The sequence below is a fragment of the Pantoea sp. UBA5923 genome (assembly GCF_002431095.1).
Lineage (GTDB): Bacteria > Pseudomonadota > Gammaproteobacteria > Enterobacterales > Enterobacteriaceae > Pantoea > Pantoea piersonii.
Genome location: NZ_DJDN01000036.1, coordinates 1 through 19,581, shown reverse-complemented (window position 1 = coordinate 19,581; position 19,581 = coordinate 1). Strand labels below are relative to the sequence as shown.

The window sequence follows — 19,581 nt, the reverse complement described above, 5'->3', positions numbered from 1 at the left end:
GATAAGGTCATGATATATCAAAGATGTCTTAAGAGGTTTACACAGCAAAATAAAATATTTTTTGCAATAAAATTAACATTCGATGTGGAATAAGAAAGTTAACCAAGAATAAATACCGTATACCTTCAAAACATGTTTTACAGTAAAAAGGACTTCCTTTTTGATTAAGTTAAAATTAGTTTTTTTCCATATTCTTGTGCCGGAGATTGCTGCGAATCAAATAACTGGTCAGAAATAATAGCATCAATTTGATTCAGTGAGGCAATACTCATTACTCCCTCCTGTCCAAATTTAGTGTGATCAGCTAGAATAATACGTTTTTTGCTCATTTTAAGCATTGCCTTGGATACATGCGCTTCATCAATGTTTTTAACCTGTACACCACCATTTAATGTAATGCCGCCTGCACCTAAAAAACAAATATCAGCACGAATGGTGTTAATTTTCTCAACGACCTCTGCGCCAAGGTTCGCACGAAACTCAAGGTTATATTCCCCGCCAATCACATAAACACGTGCGAAATTGTTATTCTGTTTTATAGATTCTGCAATGAGTGACGAGTTAGTGAAAACAGTCAATGGAAGAGGGGGGATCTGTTCGGAGAAAATAAGGTTAGTTGTACAAGAGTCGATAAATAAAATATCATTAGGGGAAATCAAGGTTGTTGCTTTGCGTCCAATGGCTTCCTTGGCTGGGCGCATGCTTTTAAGCCTTTCTGAAAACTCATCTTCTTTATAAATCTGTTTGCGAAGCGCGCCTCCGTGTATTTTAACTAAGTATCCTTCATCAGCAAGTTGTGACAGATCGCGGCGTATAGTTTCAGAGGTAACATTTAATTCCTCAGAAAGAGAAAGTACGCTTACTTCCCCTGACTTATTCAGCGCGTCAAGGATGTAGTTTTTTCTTGATACCGGATTCATTCAAGGGATCTCTGTTTAATGTAATATGCTTAAAGATACAATTATGTTATTGATAAAGCAATCTTTTGATAACGCACGCCACGCCGTCACGGTCATTGTGCGCCGTCTCCATGTCTGCAGCTTCACGGACGTCATCCCCGGCATTTCCCATCGCCACGCCTGTTCCCGCCGCCCTGAACATGGGCAGGTCATTTTGCTGGTCGCCAACTGCCATCACCTCTTCGGTTAGCAGGGAAAGTTCTGACTTTATACGTTCAACCGCATGTCCTTTATCGATACCTGCTGGCTGGATATCAATATAATGATCCCCCGTGATCAAGCTGATAAAGCCTGGAGGTAGCGTTTCCTGAATGTTTTCCTGATATTTTGGTATAAAAAAACGATCTCCGCAAACAGTGATTTTATATATATCGGTTGAATTAAATATTTCTGATAAAGGATATTGCTTACTCGTTAAGTTAAAAAGTTTTGCTTCGTAAAGAGTGTGGCGTGAGACGGTATTGCAATTACTGTATTTAATCTCTTTGTCTGTGAAAAAATGATGGTCATACTGATAAAGCTTAACGGCTGCGTCAATGCTACGGATTTCCGTCCGTGTCATTTTTCGCTCAAATATAATTTTATCATTCAAAACATCAAAGATTTGTCCACCATTAAATCCTGCAACATAACGTATGCTTGCAATGACCTGTTCGCTTTTCAGAAGGGATAATAAGGTTCTCAGCGGTCGGGCAGAGCAGACGGCAATATAACCGTCGGTACGTTCTGTGAATTCTTTAAGCGCGCTCCGGTTTGCTGCAGAAATATGGCCCTGAGAGTTCAGAAGCGTTCCGTCCATATCAAGAGCGATAAGTTTCATCTTATACTCCAAAAAAAGGAGCCGAAGCTCCTTTTTAAAAGGAAAATTAGTGCTGAATAAACGGTAAAACGGCTTCTTTTGCTGCTGCCTGCACCATATTATCGATTGCCGTACCTACTACCAGAATGTTTACGCCGGTATTGCGGAAAGCCTGCGCGTTGCGGACATTAATGCCGCCTTCAGCCAGGGTCGGTACGTCTACTGCATTGACCAGCGCATGCAAACGGTCTTTGATAACCTGCGGGATCTCACCTGCAGCGACACCTTCATAGCTCATTCCAGTCATCAGACCAATCATATCCACGCCAATGTCCTGCATGCGTTTTGCGACCTGAGCAACCTCTTCAGGTGTACGAGCCGGCAAGCCAAAGGTATGCAAATCGTCAGGGTGGCCGATATAGGCATCTACCGTCAGACCATATTTGTGTGCCAGATCGACCACTTCTTTCAGGTCATCCCAGTCTGATTTATGCGTATGCAGGCCATCTGCACCCGAACGGGCGATTTCAAGAATATGCTCGTCGGTCAGCGGGACTGGCAGCGTTTCGGTAAAGCCGCCTGAAATACCCACGGTGATGAAGACGTCATCAGGCACGACGTTGCGGACGCCCTGACAGGCTTCCGCCATCTGGGTGTTAGAAATTTCGTGACGAATCTGCTCAGCGGCATGCATATTTGTTACGCCACGATGGCCGCGAGCAAGCGCCAGTGCCGGATGGTTAGGTTCCAGCAGTTTTACACCCGCTTCGCAGACTGCTTTTGCGAGGCGCGCATCATCACCAGTGATCCCTGTACTTAAAATTGTCTGGCCGCCGTGAAGTGCAATCGCATCCTTCACTTTTTTAATGGCTGCGGCACGTTTTTTATTCATATCACCTTTAAACATGATTTACCTCTTTGAGACTGGTGAGTTATTTAACAGACTGAGCTACCTGGGTAGACTCTTCTTTTTTCGAGACGGCTTTAAAGCGGTTGGCAATCACGGTCGTAATACAGGTGAGCACCAGGATTGTGGCCATTACAATCGCCATATTCAGCGCATTACTTGACATGAAAGGCGAAACGAATGCGGGCACATAAGCGACGCCCATAATTTTGAAATATCCCAGCAACATGCCGCCCAGCCCCGCATAAACAATTGCTGAGATGAACACGACTTTATTTGCGAACATGAAGGGATAAGCAGATTCGACAAAAGTCCCGAAGCCGATATTGATCAGTAATCCCGGCGTGGCGACAGCTGCTTCACTTTTTTCGCGTGGAGCAATCATATTGGCCAGGTTGATGCCTGCGGCGACCATAACCAGGCCAACCATATCTACAGCACCCAGGAAGCTAACGCCCGATTTTTCCATTTCCAGCAGAACCAGCGGCAGAATGACTGCGTGGTATATACCAGCAAGTATTGCCGGCCAGATAACCAGCCCTGCAAGCAAACCCGCCAGGATAGGGCTGTAGGCAAGGGTGGCTGAAATAGCCAGCTTGATATAGTCACCGGCCATCAGGGCGAGTGGACTGAGCAGATAATGCATAATCAGACCGGCAGCAAGACCCGAAATACCGCCCGCCACGATGTTGACGGTCGTCATAGGAAAGCGCCAGTTCAGGCACAACTCGAACAGATAGCGCACGAATATACCGGCTAACAGGCCGCCGATGATCCCGCCAATCAGTCCACCTTCTACCGATAGTACGCCTGCGACCACCCCAGATACGATTGACACCTCATCAAGTTCTGAAACCTGCTTCGCGGCCAGAACGGCCACCAGCACCGGCAGTCCCTTAAGCAGAATTTCAAAGATGTCATTAAGTTTTCCCAGTCCGGGAATATGACTTGCGGCCAGCACCAGAGCCATGGCAATGAATCCCGGCAAGGCTGGGATCATAATGCTGCGGATATTGATACGTTTGAGCAGGCTCTGGCCAGAACCCACACTGCCAGTGGTGGCGCCACCCAGATTCGGGCGATATTTCATACCCCAGTGTTTTGCGAGAGAGGCAGCAAAGGAAACGGCCCGGGTCCGGCTTGTTGTTCCGGTTGTCCCGGATGTCGCGACAACTTTTGCCCCTGAGGCGGCAATCATAGCCATAGAGGTGCCACCTGTGCCTACAATCGGCACTTTGGTTTCGGCCGCAGCTCTGAATACTTCTCTGTTCGCACTGCCTGGATCTGCGCTCATGACGATGAGGCCGTGGATATTGCCGCTGCGAATTTCACTGGCGATCGCGGCGTCAGTGTCCTTCATGGCGTCATTAACCTCGGACAGTTTGCCGTCAAAAGTTCGTTTGGGTTTTGAACCGCTACCGTCCGGGAGCGTATACACGCTGGCAGGCGTGGTGGGTTTGGCATTATCCATGGAGGCTTCAGCAGCAATAAACTGCACTGCGCCAACCTCGATGCCCGCAGCTTCACACTGAACGTAAATTTCGGCGAGCAGCTTCTCTGGGTCTGCACCGCCCAGGTTGTAGAGATTTCCTCCACTGCTTCCGATAATGGCAATCTTTTTCATAAAAAAAACCTCTCGGGGGTAGATGCTCTTCTGGTGTTGTTTTGTTGTTGATGTTTTGCTTTCAAGGATATTCCCAAACAAAACAACTTATATCAATAGGTTCTTTCTGGGTTGGTGCAGTGAATTTTTTGATAAAACAATATTTAATATTTATTCATTGGCTTTTATGGTTATTTTTTGGTTTTTTATTTTATTATGTTTCTTTTTTATAGATTTATATCTTGTTATTGTTTTGTGTTGTTTTTTGTGGAAGTGTGAAGTGGATCAAACGAAAACAGGTAGTGAATTGATGGCTCCACGGGGGTTGAAAAGAGCTAAATGAAGGCCCTGGTAAGACAGGGCGGGCTAAGCTGAACAGGTAATTATTTGAGTTAAATGGATTTTATTACGTGTCTGTTCTTCACAGGCAAGTATTGTCGATTGGGCTCTGCTTCTGGCTCGAAAATGTGCCCCAGCAATGATATGACCGCAATTGGGCTCATATAGCTCTGGCTACTGAAGGAAGGGATTCGATAAAAAAACCATTACATTTCTGCTATTTCTGACAGCACAGCGCTCAGGTCAGAACAGAGCGAATAAAATCATAACGCTCAGGTTAATTTCTTAGCCTGAGCGTTACAGCAGTCATGGCTGTAATTACTCCTCCGGCAGCCAGCACCAGATAAGCCATCGCCCAACTCTGGCTTGAGTGCATTACTCTCCCAAATAATACAGGGGCAAACGACCCGATACCAAAGTCCCAAATAGTGAGGGAGGCTGGCGGGCAACCGTTAACGCGATACCTGATAAGGGCTATGAGATTCCATATGGGTTCCGGGGTGGGGGAGGTCGACAGAGCATCATGTTGCTCTTAGTCTTCTGCTATCAGCGAAAGGCGGGCCTTAGCCTTTCACGACTGGTAATAAACCACCGGTATAACTTATTATTTTTATCATCATGGCCCCGTTATGAGCCTTTTTTAGGTTTTCGTCTCATCCGAAATCAGTCATGGATTACGCCATCGACATATAGCGCAGCGGTGTCAGGTGCCCCCCACAGTGAAACCGCAGGAACAATAAAGTGCATATGCAGCATTATTCGTTGTGACTCCGAAAGCTTTACGGTTCTGACTGAGCCTGAAGCACCGCCTCCATAAGCCCTCAGGCAATGTCTGCTGACACCGAAAGAAACCTATTCATATTTTACCGGCGTAATCCCAGCATGGCGGGAAAAAGCAACGCTAAAAGCGCTGGCAGAGCGATAGCCAACGTGCTCAGCCACTTCGGCCACCGTCATATCTTTGCCGCGTAAAAGTTTTTTTGCCAGTGCCATTCGCCAGGTCAGCAGATAGTCCATCGGCGCCACGCCAACCGCTTCCCGGAAGCGTACAAAGAATGCGGAACGTGACATAGCCGCTGTTTTCGCCAGTTCGGCGACCGTCCAGCTATACTCTGGCCGGGCGTGAATGGCGCGGATCGCCGCTGACACGCGCTCATCAGCCAGCCCACTCATCACGCCCGGACATGCATTGCAGATCAATATCGATCGTAGCGCTTCAATTAATAACAGCTCCAGCAATCGTTCCAGGACTATATCGCGCGCGGAACGTTGTGCGCGACATTCATCTATCACCAACTGGACCAGCATCGTCAGACGTGACTCGCCTCGAACATGAATAAACTGCGGTAGCAACGAGACTATTAGCCCGGCATCGGGCGCGTCGAACTGGCAATAGCCAATCAGGGTTTGTACATCAGCGGGTTGTCCTGGATCGCCTACCCAGAATTCCCCGGGCGCGAGCATTTGCGGCAGGGTTTCCGGCGCATCGGCGGCTGGCGGTTCGACGCTGCTCATACAAAACTCCAGCGCCGCGGGGATAAGTACAAAATCTCCCTTCTCCAGGGTAATGGGCGGGTTTCCTTTTATAGTCAGCTCACTGCAACCTTCCAGCATCAGGCAGTAGAACGGCTGACCAGTTTCACTGCGATTTACTCGCCAGCGGCCACTGGCGCACACACGCTTAGAGAATGCCGCTTGCGGCTGCAGCAGCGACACTATCTCGGCTAAAGGATCGATCATTTGGACTCCTGCGAATGAATGCTGGACGCTGCGTTGTAGTGAGTACAGAGGGCTGACTATATAGTAATCACCTGACTCAATACCAGACAGGAGTGAAATGTGAAAACTATCTTAATCACCGGTTGTTCTTCAGGCTTTGGGCATGAAACGGCTCTCTATTTCCTCGAGCGTGGCTGGAAAGTGATCGCCACTATGCGTAAACCACAAGCCGATCTGTTTCCAGATTCAGAAAATCTGCGTCTGCTGCCACTGGATGTCAGTAATGAGGCCAGTATCAGGCAGGCTGTCGCAGAAGCAGGCGAGATTGATGTTCTGGTGAACAACGCCGGGATAGGGGTACTTGCAGCGCTGGAAGGCATGGAAATGTCTACGGTGCGCGATGTGTTTGAGACTAATACTCTCGGCACCATCGCGATGACGCAGGCTGTGCTGCCGCAGTTTCGCGCGAAACAAAGCGGTACGGTGATTAACGTCACCTCTACGGTAACGCTTAAATCTCTTCCATTACTGGCGGTCTACACGGCAAGTAAGGCAGCGGTGAATGCCTTTACGGAATCGCTGGCGCTTGAGTTACAGCCGTTCAACATCAACGTACATCTGGTTCTACCGGGCATGGCTCCGACCACTGACTTCGGCAAAAACGCCATGTCGCGCATGGATCACACCCAGCCTGAACCCTATCAGCCCCTGTTTGACCGGGTACTTACCGGTATGCAGCAGCCGCAATCCACTACCAAAGCGCTTGATGTTGCGGAAGCGATATGGCGTGCCGCCACCGATTCCACTGCACCGTTGCGTATTCCTGCGGGAGAAGATGCGGTAGCGTTGATGCAGGAAGTAGGTTAATTCTTAGGTGTTGCGACTGCCCTTGTAAATATCAGGGGCAGTTCGCCAGGAAGTCATGTCATCAGGGGCTTATGCCTGCAATCAGGAACAGGATTGTAACGACGCTCCTGCTGGCAGATATCGCTAACAGCGAAGCATGAATATTGCCATTCAGTTCTGGCTGAATTTTCCGTTGAACGGCATAACCTGATCGTTCTCTGGCTCGAAAGTGGTCGCTTAAATCCGGCCGTTCGCGCTTTACTGAATATGCTATTTGATTTCCGTAATGGGCGCGCCTGCCTGGCGGTACGCTGTAAGCCAGCTTGCTGCTGATCTCATCTGTCCGCTATAAACAAAAAGCAGACATACCGTTGGTGTACTTAAAGCAGCACCAAGCAGAAAAGGTGGGTTTGAAAGCGAGAGATATACAAGTGCTTTCAATTGTAGATTGATCGATCTACAATTGATCATCAGCATGGGAGAATGAAATGAAATCATCTGTTGGCAGACCCCGAGAATTCGATCCAGAGGATTTTCTGAATACTGCGCTGGAATGTTTCTGGCAGAAAGGATATCGGGCAACGTCTATGGCCGATCTAATGAAAGCGTCAGGCTTAGCAAGCGCCAGTATTTATAAACTCTATCCCGATAAGCGAACAATCTATCTTGCGGCATTACAACAATACATGGATGAAGGCGTTACCAGAGGAGCGAAACGCAATGCGGATTTATCGCCAGAAGCTGCATTGCGTGAAACGCTCGAATTTGTGGCTCTAGTATCATCTGCCCCTGATGGAGAGAAAGGTTGCTTTACCATTGCTGCTGCCAGTGAACTTTTACCGGGTGATGAAGAAGTAAAAAGAAAGGTATCTACTAAATTTAATTCAATAATCAATCAGTTAGAAAGTATATTGAGCAAGGGGCAGGCGCAACAGGTCTTTCGGCGGGATGAGGACGCGCGAGTAATGGCCCTGAGCATTTTTATGATGCTGGAAGGGATGCGGGTATACGGAAAAATTCAGCCTGATAAGGAAGAACTCAACAGGTGTAACGAATTTATTGTCAAATCGGTGCTCTTGAACAGAGCTGTTGATGAGAAAGATTTTTCAAGAAAGGCATCAACATGACTGAAGCGGGCACAATTGTTCGACGTCGAAAAAGAAGAAGAACAATGGTTGTGCTTGAATGCGAAGAGGGCATGGCCTTATGCGGTTGGGTCGATAAAGGGCGGTTTTTTAAGAGACGTTTTCCATTGTCTCAGTTAAAAATATGTGTGCCTTATTCAAATTTTTGGCCTTTTACCTGAGAGTGTTGCATTGCATCCCAATGCTGAGGCAATGCATTATCATCTGCTTGTGGCACAAAGCGGACCGATGCGCAGGCAATGCCCGCTATGATCAAACAGGAGACGTTTCAGTTATAATGACTGGTTAATTCCCTTGTGTTGAACATAACATCCCGGCCACGAAACCCCTACAAGTCATCTGGTGTATGCTGCAGAAGTCAAAAAAGATGAAAAACATGACTGATACGAACGAATCTTACTGAAACCGCATCGTTCCCGAGCTCACCGTAACGGATTTTCCCTTTTCCTTGAACTTCTATACTAATTTGCCTGGCTTCAGAATTAAGATCAGGCCAGAGTACCGGTTTTTGCCTGTATTAGCCTTGGTGAGGCGCAACTAATGCTTTAGCAATATCATCCAGGTGGATGAAACACAACAGAACTTGCCAGACCCTCAGGGCGAGGCGTCAATTTTCAGATAGAGGTAGATGATACCGAACAAATATTTGCCCGGGTGCATGAACATGGAGTAACCAGAGTGTTTCTCGTCCAGGATCCTGATGGCTATTTTCTGCGCTTCGGCCCATATATTGAGAAAAGTTTCCGCTGTTACTCTCTGAAACCTGTTGTTTTATCATTTTACAGAAAAGTTTTTATCCAGCGAGTATTAAAAAGCCCACTCTTGGGTGGGCTTAAACGTACAGACGGCGACCTGCATCATGAAGTTAATCAAATATACCGGAGGGGCAATAATTGCCTTCCCATCCTACTATCTTAGCGCTTGAATCCAGATCTCTTACCGATACGCTATCTCCGCCAAATTCTGAGCCAGTAACGACGATATCGTAATCATGATTTGGCTGAGGAATGAATCTATCAGAGACAGATCGTTCTGTATTTTGATAGTAGCCAGCTTGTGTCCAGTAATGAATTACCGTCACCAGTTGCCCCGGCTTGATAGTAAATTCATTTATAAAACTTCCCTTGTTGTTAGATGAGTCTGGCATTCCAATTCTTTTATTTCCTGTCACCGGAATACCGAGAATTGCCAGACCTGCCGTAATACGGCGCTCTAAAACTTTTTTATAACAGCCATTCGTCTGTTTTTCATAAAATTGCAGGGCTGTGTTGCCATCAGATGCAGCACGAATCCGGGCCGCATCTGAACCCTTATAGTCTTCCAGCGAAGGCCTAAACCCCGCTGTACATCCACTCAACAACGTTACCATTATTCCTGTAATGACCAGTTTTCCATACATGCGCATCTCCTTACGTTTCTGTCGTTCTTGTTTTTATCGACCCATACGGGAAAAACCTTAAAAAAATATTAAGTCAGCTATCAGGAGATAGTCTTTGACCAGTCAACCGACCTTATACATGAATAATCTGTGCTTTTTGCACAAAGCGGGCATTCATCCCAGGCCAGCTAAGACTGTAACACCGCTGCATTAGGGCCCACCCTGGGCTCGGATCCTCAATTGCTCTCTTTATAGTGACGAGTGAAAGTTTATCCCAGCCGAGCCCAATGTCTGGGAGGTTACTCTCTCGATTATGATCGTGTAGCAATATCCTGGGCTGAGGCAGGGGCAATAAAGCGAACAAATTCATTTAAAATTGCCAGCCTGGGACTATTGCAAAAGGAAATATCTTTGAAAAATGAAGGGCTAACACTGCATGCCCACCGAAACCGGCCAACGCATTGTCGACGAAGAGTAAAAGAAAAGGGTGATGCTGAGTAAGATCATGTAAGAGATCATTAGCTTCTGACGTGCTGCCTCGCCGATTTGATGTAAAATCCCTTCCCCAAATCTCAATTAAAAATTACTACAAACAGCCATTTACTGAATGGAAAGCAAGCACTTGAAACCATGCGTTTTGTCATCCAACTGACTTATTTTTAATGCTTTCATTCCTTTTCCACCCCGTGTTTTTTCATCATCGCCCTCAACTGGTGATAGGTCACGCCCAGCAGTTCGGCGGCGCGGCGCTGATTATATTTCGCCTGCTGCAAACTGGCCTCTACCAGCGCGCGCTCCTGCTGGTTTTGCCACTGGCGCAGATCGAGCGGCAAAGCGGGCAGGTCGCCGCTTGTTTCTTCCTGCGCTGTAATCGCTGGCTGCGTGCGCGGCGCAAAGGGATTAATGATAATCCTGTCCAGCGGCGCTTCGCTGCTGTTATGACGGTAAACCGAGCGTTCCACCACGTTTTTGAGTTCACGCACGTTGCCGGGCCACTGGTACGCCAGCAGCGTCTCCTGCGCCTCGGGCGTAAAGCCCGGAAACAGCGGCAGCCCCAGTTCACGGCACATCTGAATCGCGAAATGCTCCGCCATCACCAGAATATCGCTGCGCCGCTCGCGCAGCGGCGGTAGCTGCACTACGTCGAAGGCGAGGCGATCGAGCAGGTCGGCGCGGAATTTTCCTGCCGCCGCCAGCGCGGGTAAATCTTCGTTGGTGGCGCAAACCAGCCTTACATTCACCTGCAAAGCGTGATTGCCGCCGACGCGCTCAAGCTGACCATATTCAATAACCCGCAGCAGCTTCTCCTGCACCAGCATCGGCGCGGTCGCCAGTTCGTCGAGAAACAGCGTGCCGCCATCTGCACGCTCAAAGCGGCCCAGGTGACGCTTCTGCGCGCCGGTAAAGGCACCGGCCTCATGGCCGAACAGCTCAGAATCGAGCAGATTTTCATTTAGCGCGGCGCAGTTAAGCGAGATAAACGGGCCTTGCCAGCGGTCGGAAAGATAGTGCAGGCGGCTGGCGATCAGCTCTTTGCCGGTGCCGCGTTCGCCCACGACCAGTACGGGCTTTTCCAGCGGTGCCAGCATAGAGACCTGTTCAAGCACTTCCAGAAAGTTGTTGGATTCACCCAACAGATTATCGTTGCTGCCAGCCATGATGAAATTCACCACCTGTTAATCAATTTAACTACCTTACGCGACGCGCGCTGCGCTGTAAAATATAAATACCCTTCAAAATCAAGTAAATAAAAACTGGCACGCCTTTTGTATATAACAATCAGCGCATGGCGCACCAACATAATCAAAGAGGAACATCATTATGGGTATTTTTTCTCGTTTCGCCGATATCGTTAACGCCAACATCAATTCGCTGCTGGAGCGTGCGGAAGATCCGCAGAAACTGGTACGCCTGATGATTCAGGAGATGGAAGACACGCTGATTGAAGTGCGCTCCACCTCGGCGCGCGCGCTGGCGGAGAAAAAACAGCTGAACCGCCGCATTGAACAGGCGGAAATTCAGCAGGCCGAATGGCAGGAAAAAGCGGAGCTGGCGCTGCGCAAAGAGAAAGAAGATCTGGCGCGTGCGGCCCTGATCGAAAAACAGAAGCTCACCGACCTTATCGCCTCGCTGCAGCAGGAAGTGGTGCACGTTGAAGAGACGCTGGAGCGCATGAAGGGCGAAATCGGCGAGCTGGAGAAAAAACTGAGCGAAACTCGCGCGCGTCAACAGGCGCTGACGCTGCGTCACCAGGCGGCCTCTACTTCCCGTGATGCGCGCCGTCAGCTCGACAGCGGCAAGCTGGATGAAGCCATGGCGCGTTTTGAATCTTTTGAGCGTCGCATCGACCATATGGAAGCAGAAGCGGAAAGCCAGCGTTTCGGTAAGCCAAAATCACTGGACGCGCAGTTTGCCGATCTGCAGGCCGATGATGAGATCAGTCAGCAGCTGGAAGCGCTGAAAGCCAAAATGAACCGTAGCGAATAATAATGATCCTGTCTGCGAGACTGATTAAGGAGAGTCAATGAGCGCACTTTTTCTCGCTATACCGCTGACCATTTTCGTGCTCTTTGTGTTGCCGATCTGGTTATGGCTGCACTACAGCAATCGCCGCAGCGGCAATGACCTGTCGGCAGGCGATCTTCAGCGCCTGCAGCAGCTAACGCAGGAAGCTGAACGGATGCGCGACCGCATCCAGGCGCTGGAGTCCATTCTGGACGCTGAGCATCCTAAATGGAGGCAGCCATGATTAAACGTAAGCTGTGGCGCAAACCGGAAGAAGGGAAGCTGATGGGCGTCTGCGCCGGCGTGGCGGAGTACCTCGATATCCCGGTGCGTCTGCTGCGCGTAATAGTGGTGCTGTCGCTCTTTTTCGGCCTGTTTGCCATTACCGTCAGCGCCTATTTTATCCTGGGATATGTACTCGATCCTAAACCCGCGGATGCTGAAGAGGGCGCGGGCAAGCCGAACGCTGGCGAACTGCTGGACCGGCTGGAGAGCGCGCTGCGTCGCGATGAGTACAGCGTGCGCGAGATAGAGCGTTACGTAACGTCTGAAACCTTCAGCGTGCGCAGCCGCTTTCGCCAGCTCTGACCTTTCCTGAGCGGGGCCGCTCTGGCCCCGTTATGCTGATCAACCGGAGGTTTACTTTGTTATATTCACGTACGTCCTCTTTTCGCCGCCGCGCGACCCCCGCGTTGAAGTCGGTCGGGAAATTCATCATTATCAATGCCGTGAGCTACGGGCCTGCCGGTCTGACCGGCTGGGCAGTAAAATCGGTTGCGCGTCGTCCTCTGCGCATTCTGCTTTCCCTGGCGCTGGAGCCGTTGCTGCAGCGCGTAATGAAGCGGGCGGCGGCGCGCTTCATCAGGGAAAAAGATGATAAACAAGTCTGAACTACTCTCATTACTCAACCGCGGCGCGGATCGTCATCTGCGCCTGGCGGTAACCGGCCTGAGCCGCAGCGGCAAAACCGCTTTTATCACCTCACTCGTTAACCAGTTGCTTAACGTGCACAGCGGTGCGCGGCTGCCGCTCTTTTCCGTGGTGCGCGACGAGCGCCTGCTGGGCGTCAAGCGCATTCCGCAACGCGACATGGGCACAGCGCGTTTCACCTACGATGAAGGGCTGGCGCAGCTTTATGGCACGCCGCCCGCCTGGCCGACCCCGACGCGCGGCGTCAGCGAAATGCGGCTGGCGTTGCGCTATCGTTCGCAGGATTCGCTGCTGCGCCATTTCAAAGAGAGCGCGACGCTCTATCTGGAAATCGTCGACTATCCCGGCGAATGGCTGCTCGACCTGCCGATGCTGGCGCAGGATTACCTCGACTGGTCACGACAGATGTTGGGCCTGCTGCAGGGCGATCGCGCACAGTGGGCGCAGCCGTGGCGTGAGCTGTGCACGTCGCTCGATCCCTTTGCGCCTGCCGACGAAAACCGGCTGGCCGCCATCGCCGCCGCCTGGACCGACTATCTGCACCGCTGTAAAGCCGAAGGGCTGCACTTTATCCAGCCCGGCCGCTTTGTGCTGCCTGGTGAGATGGCGGGCGCACCGGCGCTGCAGTTTTTTCCCTGGCCGCTGAAGGATGAATCTGAGCGCGGCAAACTGGCGCAGGCCGACAAAGGCAGCAACTTCGCCATGCTGCAGCAGCGTTTCCGCTACTACTGTCAGCATGTGGTGAAGGATTTTTACCGCAACCACTTCCTGCGCTTCGATCGCCAGATTGTCCTGGTGGATTGCCTGCAGCCGCTGAACAGCGGCCCTCAGGCGTTTAACGATATGCGGCTGGCGCTGACTCAGCTGATGCAGAGTTTCCACTACGGACAGCGTACCCTGTTCCGTCGCCTGTTCGCGCCGGTGATCGACAAGCTGCTGTTCGCCGCCACCAAAGCTGACCATATCACCGCCGATCAGCACGCGAATATGGTGTCGCTGCTGCAGCAGCTGGTACAGGACGCCTGGCAAAACGCGGCGTTCGAGGGCATCAGCATGGAGTGCATCGGGCTGGCGTCGGTGCAGGCTACGCAAAGCGGGCTGGTGGATCATCGCGGCGAGAAGATCCCGGCGCTGCGCGGCGATCGACTGGCGGATGGCGAAGCCCTGACTTTCTATCCAGGCGAAGTACCGCCGCGGTTGCCGGGACAGGCCTTCTGGCAGCAGCAGGGTTTTCAGTTTGAACAGTTCCGGCCGCAGCCGCTCGATATCGATCGTCTGCTGCCCCATATCCGCATGGATGCCGCGCTGGAATTTTTATTAGGAGACAAGCTGCGATGAACGATGAAAAACTGAAGCCGCGTATTGATTTCGCCCGGCCGCTGGAGGCCCCAGCTGAGCGGCCGCTGCGCCCGGCGCAGGCATTTGACGATGAGGCACAGCAGGCGTTTCTCGCCGTTGACGAGCAGGCTGGCGACGTGATGGAAGAGGGCGCGGGAGAGCGGGCGGTTGAGCAGGCATTGCGCCCGAAGCGCAGCCTGTGGCGCAGACTGGTTGGCGTGGGCGTCGCGCTGTTTGCCGTAAGCGTTGCGGCGCAGAGCGTCCAGTGGATGCATGACGCCTGGCTGACGCGCGACTGGTTCGCGCTCGGCAGCGGCGCGGCTGGCGGGCTTATCGTCATCGCTGGCGTCGGTGCGCTGACCAGCGAGTGGCGTCGTCTCTATAAGCTACGCGAGCGCGCCGAAGCGCGCGACGTCGGACGTGAACTGCTGCACAGCCATAGCGTCGGCAAAGGCCGCGCTTTTTGCGAAAAGCTGGCGCAGCAGGCGGGCATAGATCAGGCGCACCCGGCGCTGCAGCGCTGGCACGCCTCGCTGCATGAAACCCAGAACGATCGCGAAACCGTTCAGCTCTATGCGCAGCTGGTGCAACCGGTGCAGGATCGTCAGGCGCGGCGCGAAATCGGCCGCCACGCGGCGGAGTCAACGCTGATGATTGCCGTCAGTCCGCTGGCGCTGGTGGATATGGCGTTTATCGCCTGGCGCAACCTGCGGCTGGTCAATCGTATCGCCGCCATCTACGGTATCGAACTGGGCTACTTCAGTCGGCTGCGGCTGTTTCGACTGGTGTTGCTGAATATGGCGTTCGCCGGTGCGTCGGAGCTGGTGCGGGAAGTGGGGATGGACTGGATGTCGCAGGATATCGCCGCCCGACTCTCAGCGCGCGCCGCCCAGGGCATCGGCGCGGGTCTGCTGACCGCGCGGCTCGGCATCAAGGCGATGGAGCTGTGTCGCCCACTGCCCTGGCTGGAGGATGATAAGCCGCGCCTGGGCGACTTTCGTCGCGATCTTATTAGCCAGCTTAAAGAGACGCTGCCAAAAAGCGGTGCGAAGCGCGAAAGCTAAGGGCCTCTTCCTGCCGGTGCGCCGTCGCCTGGGCGGCGCGCACCGCAGGATGAACACCGGTGTCAACTTTTGCTTCCACGCCTCTTCAGACCTGTTGCAAGTTAGCGTATTATCTCCAGATTCTTTACCTGACTAAGGCCATCGCAATGCGTCTTGAAGTCTTCTGCCAGGACCGCATCGGTCTGGCGCGTGAGCTGCTCGATCTGTTAGTCGCCCGTAATATTGATTTACGCGGCATCGAAATTGCGGCCCTTGGCCGTATTTATCTCAACTTCTCTGCGCTTGAATTCGATCAGTTCAGCAGCCTGATGGCGGAAATCCGCCGTACGCCTGGCGTCACCGACGTGCGTACCGTCGCCTATATGCCTTCGGAGCGGGAGCATCGCGCCCTGAGCGCGCTGCTGGTGGCGATGCCAGAGCCGGTGTTTTCCATTGACCTGAAAAGTAAAGTCGAGCTGGCGAACCCGGCGGCGCAGAACCTGTTCGATCTCGACGAGCAGAAAATTCGCAACTACAGCGCAGGTAATCTGATTAGCGGCTTTAATTTTCAACGCTGGCTGGAGAGCGACCGCGTTGAGGCGCAGGCGCAGCATGTTGTGATCGACGGCCGCGATTTTCTGATGGAAGCGCATCCTGTCTATCTCACCGCCGATGAAGGTGCGGGTGACCAGCCGGTGGGCGCGATGGTGATGCTAAAATCTACCGCGCGCATGGGACGCCAGCTGCAAAACCTGGTGGTGACCGACGAGTCGGAGTTCGATCATATTATTGCGGTGACGCCGAAAATGCGTCAGGTGATCGACCAGGCGCGCAAGCTGGCGATGCATGACGCGCCGCTGCTGATTGTCGGCGATACCGGTACCGGTAAAGAGATGCTGGCGCGTGCCTGCCATCTGCGTAGCGCGCGCGGCAAGAAGCCTTTCCTGGCGCTGAACTGCGCCTCGCTGCCGGATGACGTTGCAGAGAGCGAGCTTTTTGGTCATGCCGCTGGCGCCTACCCGAACGCCTTAGAGGGCAAGAAAGGCTTCTTTGAACAGGCCAATGGCGGCTCGGTTCTGCTTGACGAGATCGGCGAAATGTCGCCGCGCATGCAGACCAAGCTGCTGCGCTTCCTGAATGACGGAACGTTCCGTCGCGTCGGGGAAGAGCATGAAGTCCATGTGGACGTGCGCGTCATCTGCGCCACGCAGAAAAACCTGATTGAGCTGGTGCAGCGCGGCGAGTTCCGTGAAGATCTCTTTTATCGCCTTAACGTATTAACGCTGCATCTGCCGCCGCTGCGCGAGCGTCCGCAGGACATTCTGCCGCTCACCGAAATGTTTGTGGCGCGCTTTGCCGATGAGCAGGGCATTCCGCGTCCGCGCCTGTCGCCGCAGCTTAACGGACTGCTGACGCGCTACAACTGGCCGGGCAACGTGCGTCAGTTGAAGAATGCGCTCTATCGCGCATTGACGCAGTTAGAAGGGCACGAGCTGCGCCCGCAGGATATCGTGCTGCCTGAGCAGGCGCTGGATGCCTCGCTGGGCGAAGAGGCGATGGAAGGCACCCTTGACGAGATTACCAGCCGCTTCGAGCGCTCTGTGCTGACGCGTCTTTATCTGTCCTATCCCAGCACCCGCAAGCTGGCGAAACGCCTCGGCGTATCGCATACGGCGATCGCTAATAAACTGCGCGAATATGGGTTAGGGCAGAAACGCGGCGAAAAGGAAGAGAAAAGCGGCGGCTAAGAGGCGCCGCCGCCGTTAATACTACTTCAGTACCGCCAGCGCGGAATCGTAATCAGGTTCGGTGGTGATTTCATCCACCAGCTGGCTGTACAACACCTTATCCTGCTCATCCAGCACCACGACCGCACGCGCCGTCAGACCCGCCAGCGCGCCCGCGGCGATTTCAACGCCGTAGTCATTTTTAAATTCAGCGCCGCGCAGCGTCGAGAGCGTGACGACGTTATTCAGGTTATCGGCGCCGCAAAAGCGCGACTGGGCAAACGGCAGATCGGCAGAGATACAGAGCACGACCGTATTGTTCAGCTCGCTGGCGAGCTGATTGAAGCGGCGTACCGAGGCGGCGCAGACGCCGGTGTCGATGCTGGGAAAAATATTCAGAACCTTGCGTTTTCCTGCATACTCAGAGAGCGACACGTCGGTGAGATTTTTCGCCACCAGCGAAAAGGCTTTAGCCTGCTCGCCCGCCTGTGGAAAGTGACCAGCAACCTCAACCGGGTTGCCCTGAAAGTGAACAGTATGAGACATAGCGATTCCTTAAACGTCAGAAAAAAGCGTGACTGGCTACAGGTAAGTATGGTTTGAAAACGTGTTTATGACATATCTATAAAAGACTTACGAGCTAAAAACGCAGATTATCCGAGACGACGCGCAGTTATCGACCTACATGGAGAGAGTATGAGAACGGTAAAAAGCTATCCCGAGTCCTGGCCGCTGCATACCCCTTTCGTTATCGCCCGCGGCAGCCGCACCGAGGCGAAAGTGGTAGTGGTAGAAATTGAAGAGGATGGCGTAAAAGGCACCGGCGAGGCGACGCCCTATGCGCGCTACGGCGAAACGGAAGCCTCTGTACTGGCGCAGATCGCTGATATTCTCCCGGCGTTGCAGCAGGGTATGACGCGTGAAGCCTTACAGCTGGCGCTGCCCGCCGGCGCGGCGCGCAACGCTATCGACAGCGCGCTGTGGGATTTGCAGAGCCGCCAGCAACAGCAGGATCTCTGGACCCTGAACGACGTCGCGGCGCCTGATGAGGTCGTGACGGCCCAGACCGTCAGCATCGACACCCCTGAAGCGATGGCAAGCAGCGCCAAAGCGCTGTGGCAACACGGCGCGACGCTGCTGAAAATCAAACTGGACGATACCTTTATCACCGAGCGGCTGGTGGCGATCCGCGCGGCGGTGCCGCAGGCAACGCTGATTGTTGACGCGAATGAATCCTGGCAGGCTGAAGGCCTGGCGGCGCGCTGCCAGCTGCTGGCGGATCTTGACGTGGCGATGCTTGAACAGCCGCTGCCGGCCGGTCAGGATGCGGCGCTGGCCAATTTTATCCATCCGCTGCCGATCTGCGCCGATGAAAGCTGCCATACCCGCGACAGCCTGTCTGCGCTGCGTGGACGTTATGAAATGATTAACATCAAGCTGGACAAAGCGGGCGGCCTGACCGAAGCGCTGGCGCTGGCGACAGCGGCGAAGTCGCTCGGTTTTGAGATAATGCTCGGCTGCATGATCTGCACCTCGCGCGCTATCCATGCCGCGCTGCCGCTGGCGGCGGGAGCGCGCTTCGCCGATCTCGACGGGCCGACCTGGCTGGCGGTGGATGTCGAGCCCGCCATACAGGTCAGCGCAGGCAGGGTGCTTATCGCTGCCAGCGCAGCAGGTTGATCATCGCCTCCAGATAGCGCTCCGTCGCTTCATCAACCGAAATGGCCGGCATCTCGGCGGTGATGCAGGGCAGACCGAGGTCGTTGCACCAGCTGCCGAACGAGCCGGGGGTGTCGTAACCGACGCTGCTGACCAGCGGCAGCGCGGTTTGCTGCGCCAGCCAGTGACCGATATCGCTGCCGCGCGGATCGTCGATACAGGCCAGCGGCTCATGCCAGGAGACCACCCAGCGCGGCTTCAGCCCGTGAATCAGCTCGCACAGCGCCTGAGTTTCCGGCTCTGAACCCGGCCGATCCCCGGTCGAGAGCAGCACGTCGCGCGCCTCGGCGGCGCTGTTCCAGCGATAAACCGTCTCGCCGCTCTGCCAGTTGGCCGCCGGGAAGTTACGGTTGAGGTCGACGCCGTGGGCATTGGCGCGCAGGCCAAGCTGGCACCCGTCCGGATTGACCGCCAGCACCACGTGGTGACGACGCAGCCGGTCCGGCAGCGTGCGCATCGAGGCGGTGAGCCTGGCTACGGCCGCGTTCTCATCTCCATGCGTACCCGCCAGAATCAGTCCGCTGTCGGCATCGGCGGCGGGCGCGGGAAACCAGAGCAGCGGCGCGCCCAGCACGCTGTCACCGTAGCGCTGAAACGGAATCTCAAGTTTTCCGCGTCGCGGTC

General features: G+C 53.3%; 19 protein-coding genes. 10 read left to right on the top strand and 9 right to left on the bottom strand.

Translation table 11 applies throughout. From position 1 onward, the window contains the following. Positions 1–164 precede the first annotated feature (164 nt). From B3797_RS09160 to B3797_RS09140, 5 genes are all read right to left on the bottom strand, one after another. The gene (locus B3797_RS09160) at positions 165–920 is read right to left on the bottom strand and encodes a DeoR/GlpR family DNA-binding transcription regulator (protein WP_311784402.1); all 756 of its coding nucleotides are present in this window, start codon (positions 918–920) and stop codon (positions 165–167) included. 46 nt (positions 921–966) lie between these two features. Then, entirely contained in the window at positions 967–1,779 is an 813-nt protein-coding gene (locus B3797_RS09155) for a Cof-type HAD-IIB family hydrolase (RefSeq protein WP_311790925.1), read from the bottom strand. 46 nt (positions 1,780–1,825) lie between these two features. After that, entirely contained in the window at positions 1,826–2,665 is an 840-nt protein-coding gene (locus B3797_RS09150; RefSeq protein ID WP_311790924.1) for a histidine biosynthesis protein, read from the bottom strand. Between the two features lie 25 nt (positions 2,666–2,690). After that, positions 2,691–4,289: a PTS sugar transporter gene (locus B3797_RS09145; protein WP_311784399.1), complete on the bottom strand. Its 1,599-nt coding sequence runs from the start codon at positions 4,287–4,289 to the stop codon at positions 2,691–2,693. A gap of 1,170 nt (positions 4,290–5,459) precedes the next feature. Beyond that, complete coding sequence (locus B3797_RS09140; RefSeq protein WP_311790923.1) at positions 5,460–6,347, bottom strand: AraC family transcriptional regulator; 888 nt, start codon at positions 6,345–6,347, stop codon at positions 5,460–5,462. Between the two features lie 99 nt (positions 6,348–6,446). On the opposite strand from B3797_RS09140, the gene B3797_RS09135 reads away from it, so the two are divergent. Continuing rightward, positions 6,447–7,193 carry an SDR family oxidoreductase gene (locus tag B3797_RS09135; RefSeq protein ID WP_311790922.1) on the top strand — a complete coding sequence of 249 codons (747 nt, stop codon included), beginning with the start codon at positions 6,447–6,449 and terminating at the stop codon, positions 7,191–7,193. 467 nt (positions 7,194–7,660) lie between these two features. Continuing rightward, complete coding sequence (locus B3797_RS09130; protein ID WP_311790921.1) at positions 7,661–8,299, top strand: TetR/AcrR family transcriptional regulator; 639 nt, start codon at positions 7,661–7,663, stop codon at positions 8,297–8,299. 883 nt (positions 8,300–9,182) lie between these two features. Here the strand turns inward: B3797_RS09130 and B3797_RS09125 are convergent. Next, positions 9,183–9,716 (bottom strand): hypothetical protein, encoded by a 534-nt coding sequence (locus B3797_RS09125; RefSeq protein WP_311790920.1) that lies wholly within the window; start codon positions 9,714–9,716, stop codon positions 9,183–9,185. A gap of 647 nt (positions 9,717–10,363) precedes the next feature. Beyond that, a complete protein-coding gene (pspF, locus tag B3797_RS09120) occupies positions 10,364–11,353 on the bottom strand; it encodes a phage shock protein operon transcriptional activator (RefSeq protein WP_311790919.1) in 990 nt (329 codons plus the stop codon). 163 nt (positions 11,354–11,516) lie between these two features. On the opposite strand from pspF, the gene pspA reads away from it, so the two are divergent. From pspA to tyrR, 7 genes are all read left to right on the top strand, one after another. Further along, positions 11,517–12,182 (top strand): phage shock protein PspA, encoded by a 666-nt coding sequence (pspA, locus tag B3797_RS09115; protein ID WP_311781334.1) that lies wholly within the window; start codon positions 11,517–11,519, stop codon positions 12,180–12,182. Positions 12,183–12,219: 37 nt separating this feature from the next. Further along, the gene (gene pspB / locus B3797_RS09110) at positions 12,220–12,444 is read left to right on the top strand and encodes an envelope stress response membrane protein PspB (protein ID WP_120452796.1); all 225 of its coding nucleotides are present in this window, start codon (positions 12,220–12,222) and stop codon (positions 12,442–12,444) included. After that, on the top strand, positions 12,429–12,788 hold the full coding sequence (gene pspC, locus B3797_RS09105) for an envelope stress response membrane protein PspC (protein WP_376751036.1): 360 nt from the start codon (positions 12,429–12,431) through the stop codon (positions 12,786–12,788). The genes pspB and pspC overlap by 16 nt, the downstream gene beginning before the upstream one ends. A 32-nt stretch (positions 12,789–12,820) precedes the next feature. Next, on the top strand, positions 12,821–13,090 hold the full coding sequence (pspD, locus tag B3797_RS09100) for a phage shock protein PspD (RefSeq protein WP_414693055.1): 270 nt from the start codon (positions 12,821–12,823) through the stop codon (positions 13,088–13,090). Beyond that, positions 13,074–14,468 (top strand): YcjX family protein, encoded by a 1,395-nt coding sequence (locus B3797_RS09095; RefSeq protein ID WP_311790918.1) that lies wholly within the window; start codon positions 13,074–13,076, stop codon positions 14,466–14,468. Before pspD ends, B3797_RS09095 begins: the two co-directional genes overlap by 17 nt. Further along, complete coding sequence (locus B3797_RS09090; protein WP_311781337.1) at positions 14,465–15,532, top strand: TIGR01620 family protein; 1,068 nt, start codon at positions 14,465–14,467, stop codon at positions 15,530–15,532. Before B3797_RS09095 ends, B3797_RS09090 begins: the two co-directional genes overlap by 4 nt. A gap of 146 nt (positions 15,533–15,678) precedes the next feature. After that, the gene (tyrR, locus tag B3797_RS09085; RefSeq protein WP_311790917.1) at positions 15,679–17,259 is read left to right on the top strand and encodes a transcriptional regulator TyrR; all 1,581 of its coding nucleotides are present in this window, start codon (positions 15,679–15,681) and stop codon (positions 17,257–17,259) included. A 21-nt stretch (positions 17,260–17,280) separates the two neighbouring features. Here tyrR and tpx read toward each other — a convergent pair whose 3' ends face one another. Beyond that, a complete protein-coding gene (tpx, locus tag B3797_RS09080) occupies positions 17,281–17,784 on the bottom strand; it encodes a thiol peroxidase (protein ID WP_311781339.1) in 504 nt (167 codons plus the stop codon). A 150-nt stretch (positions 17,785–17,934) separates the two neighbouring features. On the opposite strand from tpx, the gene ycjG reads away from it, so the two are divergent. After that, positions 17,935–18,918 (top strand): L-Ala-D/L-Glu epimerase, encoded by a 984-nt coding sequence (gene ycjG / locus B3797_RS09075; protein WP_311790916.1) that lies wholly within the window; start codon positions 17,935–17,937, stop codon positions 18,916–18,918. Here ycjG and mpaA read toward each other — a convergent pair. Then, on the bottom strand, positions 18,893–19,581 hold a 689-nt coding region (gene mpaA, locus B3797_RS09070; RefSeq protein ID WP_311790915.1), incomplete at its 5' end, for a murein tripeptide amidase MpaA. The genes ycjG and mpaA overlap by 26 nt on opposite strands.

What these genes read in the sequence shown, in the direction of transcription:
- tpx (WP_311781339.1), bottom strand. Translation starts at nt 17,784, where the DNA reads ATGTCTCATACTGTTCACTTTCAGGGCAACCCGGTTGAGGTTGCTGGT.
- B3797_RS09140 (WP_311790923.1), bottom strand. Translation starts at nt 6,347, where the DNA reads ATGATCGATCCTTTAGCCGAGATAGTGTCGCTGCTGCAGCCGCAAGCG.
- tyrR (WP_311790917.1), top strand. Translation starts at nt 15,679, where the DNA reads ATGCGTCTTGAAGTCTTCTGCCAGGACCGCATCGGTCTGGCGCGTGAG.
- B3797_RS09160 (WP_311784402.1), bottom strand. Translation starts at nt 920, where the DNA reads ATGAATCCGGTATCAAGAAAAAACTACATCCTTGACGCGCTGAATAAG.
- pspC (WP_376751036.1), top strand. Translation starts at nt 12,429, where the DNA reads ATGGAGGCAGCCATGATTAAACGTAAGCTGTGGCGCAAACCGGAAGAA.
- pspF (WP_311790919.1), bottom strand. Translation starts at nt 11,353, where the DNA reads ATGGCTGGCAGCAACGATAATCTGTTGGGTGAATCCAACAACTTTCTG.
- ycjG (WP_311790916.1), top strand. Translation starts at nt 17,935, where the DNA reads ATGAGAACGGTAAAAAGCTATCCCGAGTCCTGGCCGCTGCATACCCCT.
- pspD (WP_414693055.1), top strand. Translation starts at nt 12,821, where the DNA reads ATGCTGATCAACCGGAGGTTTACTTTGTTATATTCACGTACGTCCTCT.
- pspA (WP_311781334.1), top strand. Translation starts at nt 11,517, where the DNA reads ATGGGTATTTTTTCTCGTTTCGCCGATATCGTTAACGCCAACATCAAT.
- B3797_RS09130 (WP_311790921.1), top strand. Translation starts at nt 7,661, where the DNA reads ATGAAATCATCTGTTGGCAGACCCCGAGAATTCGATCCAGAGGATTTT.
- B3797_RS09125 (WP_311790920.1), bottom strand. Translation starts at nt 9,716, where the DNA reads ATGTATGGAAAACTGGTCATTACAGGAATAATGGTAACGTTGTTGAGT.
- B3797_RS09150 (WP_311790924.1), bottom strand. Translation starts at nt 2,665, where the DNA reads ATGTTTAAAGGTGATATGAATAAAAAACGTGCCGCAGCCATTAAAAAA.
- B3797_RS09090 (WP_311781337.1), top strand. Translation starts at nt 14,465, where the DNA reads ATGAACGATGAAAAACTGAAGCCGCGTATTGATTTCGCCCGGCCGCTG.
- B3797_RS09145 (WP_311784399.1), bottom strand. Translation starts at nt 4,289, where the DNA reads ATGAAAAAGATTGCCATTATCGGAAGCAGTGGAGGAAATCTCTACAAC.
- B3797_RS09155 (WP_311790925.1), bottom strand. Translation starts at nt 1,779, where the DNA reads ATGAAACTTATCGCTCTTGATATGGACGGAACGCTTCTGAACTCTCAG.
- pspB (WP_120452796.1), top strand. Translation starts at nt 12,220, where the DNA reads ATGAGCGCACTTTTTCTCGCTATACCGCTGACCATTTTCGTGCTCTTT.
- B3797_RS09095 (WP_311790918.1), top strand. Translation starts at nt 13,074, where the DNA reads ATGATAAACAAGTCTGAACTACTCTCATTACTCAACCGCGGCGCGGAT.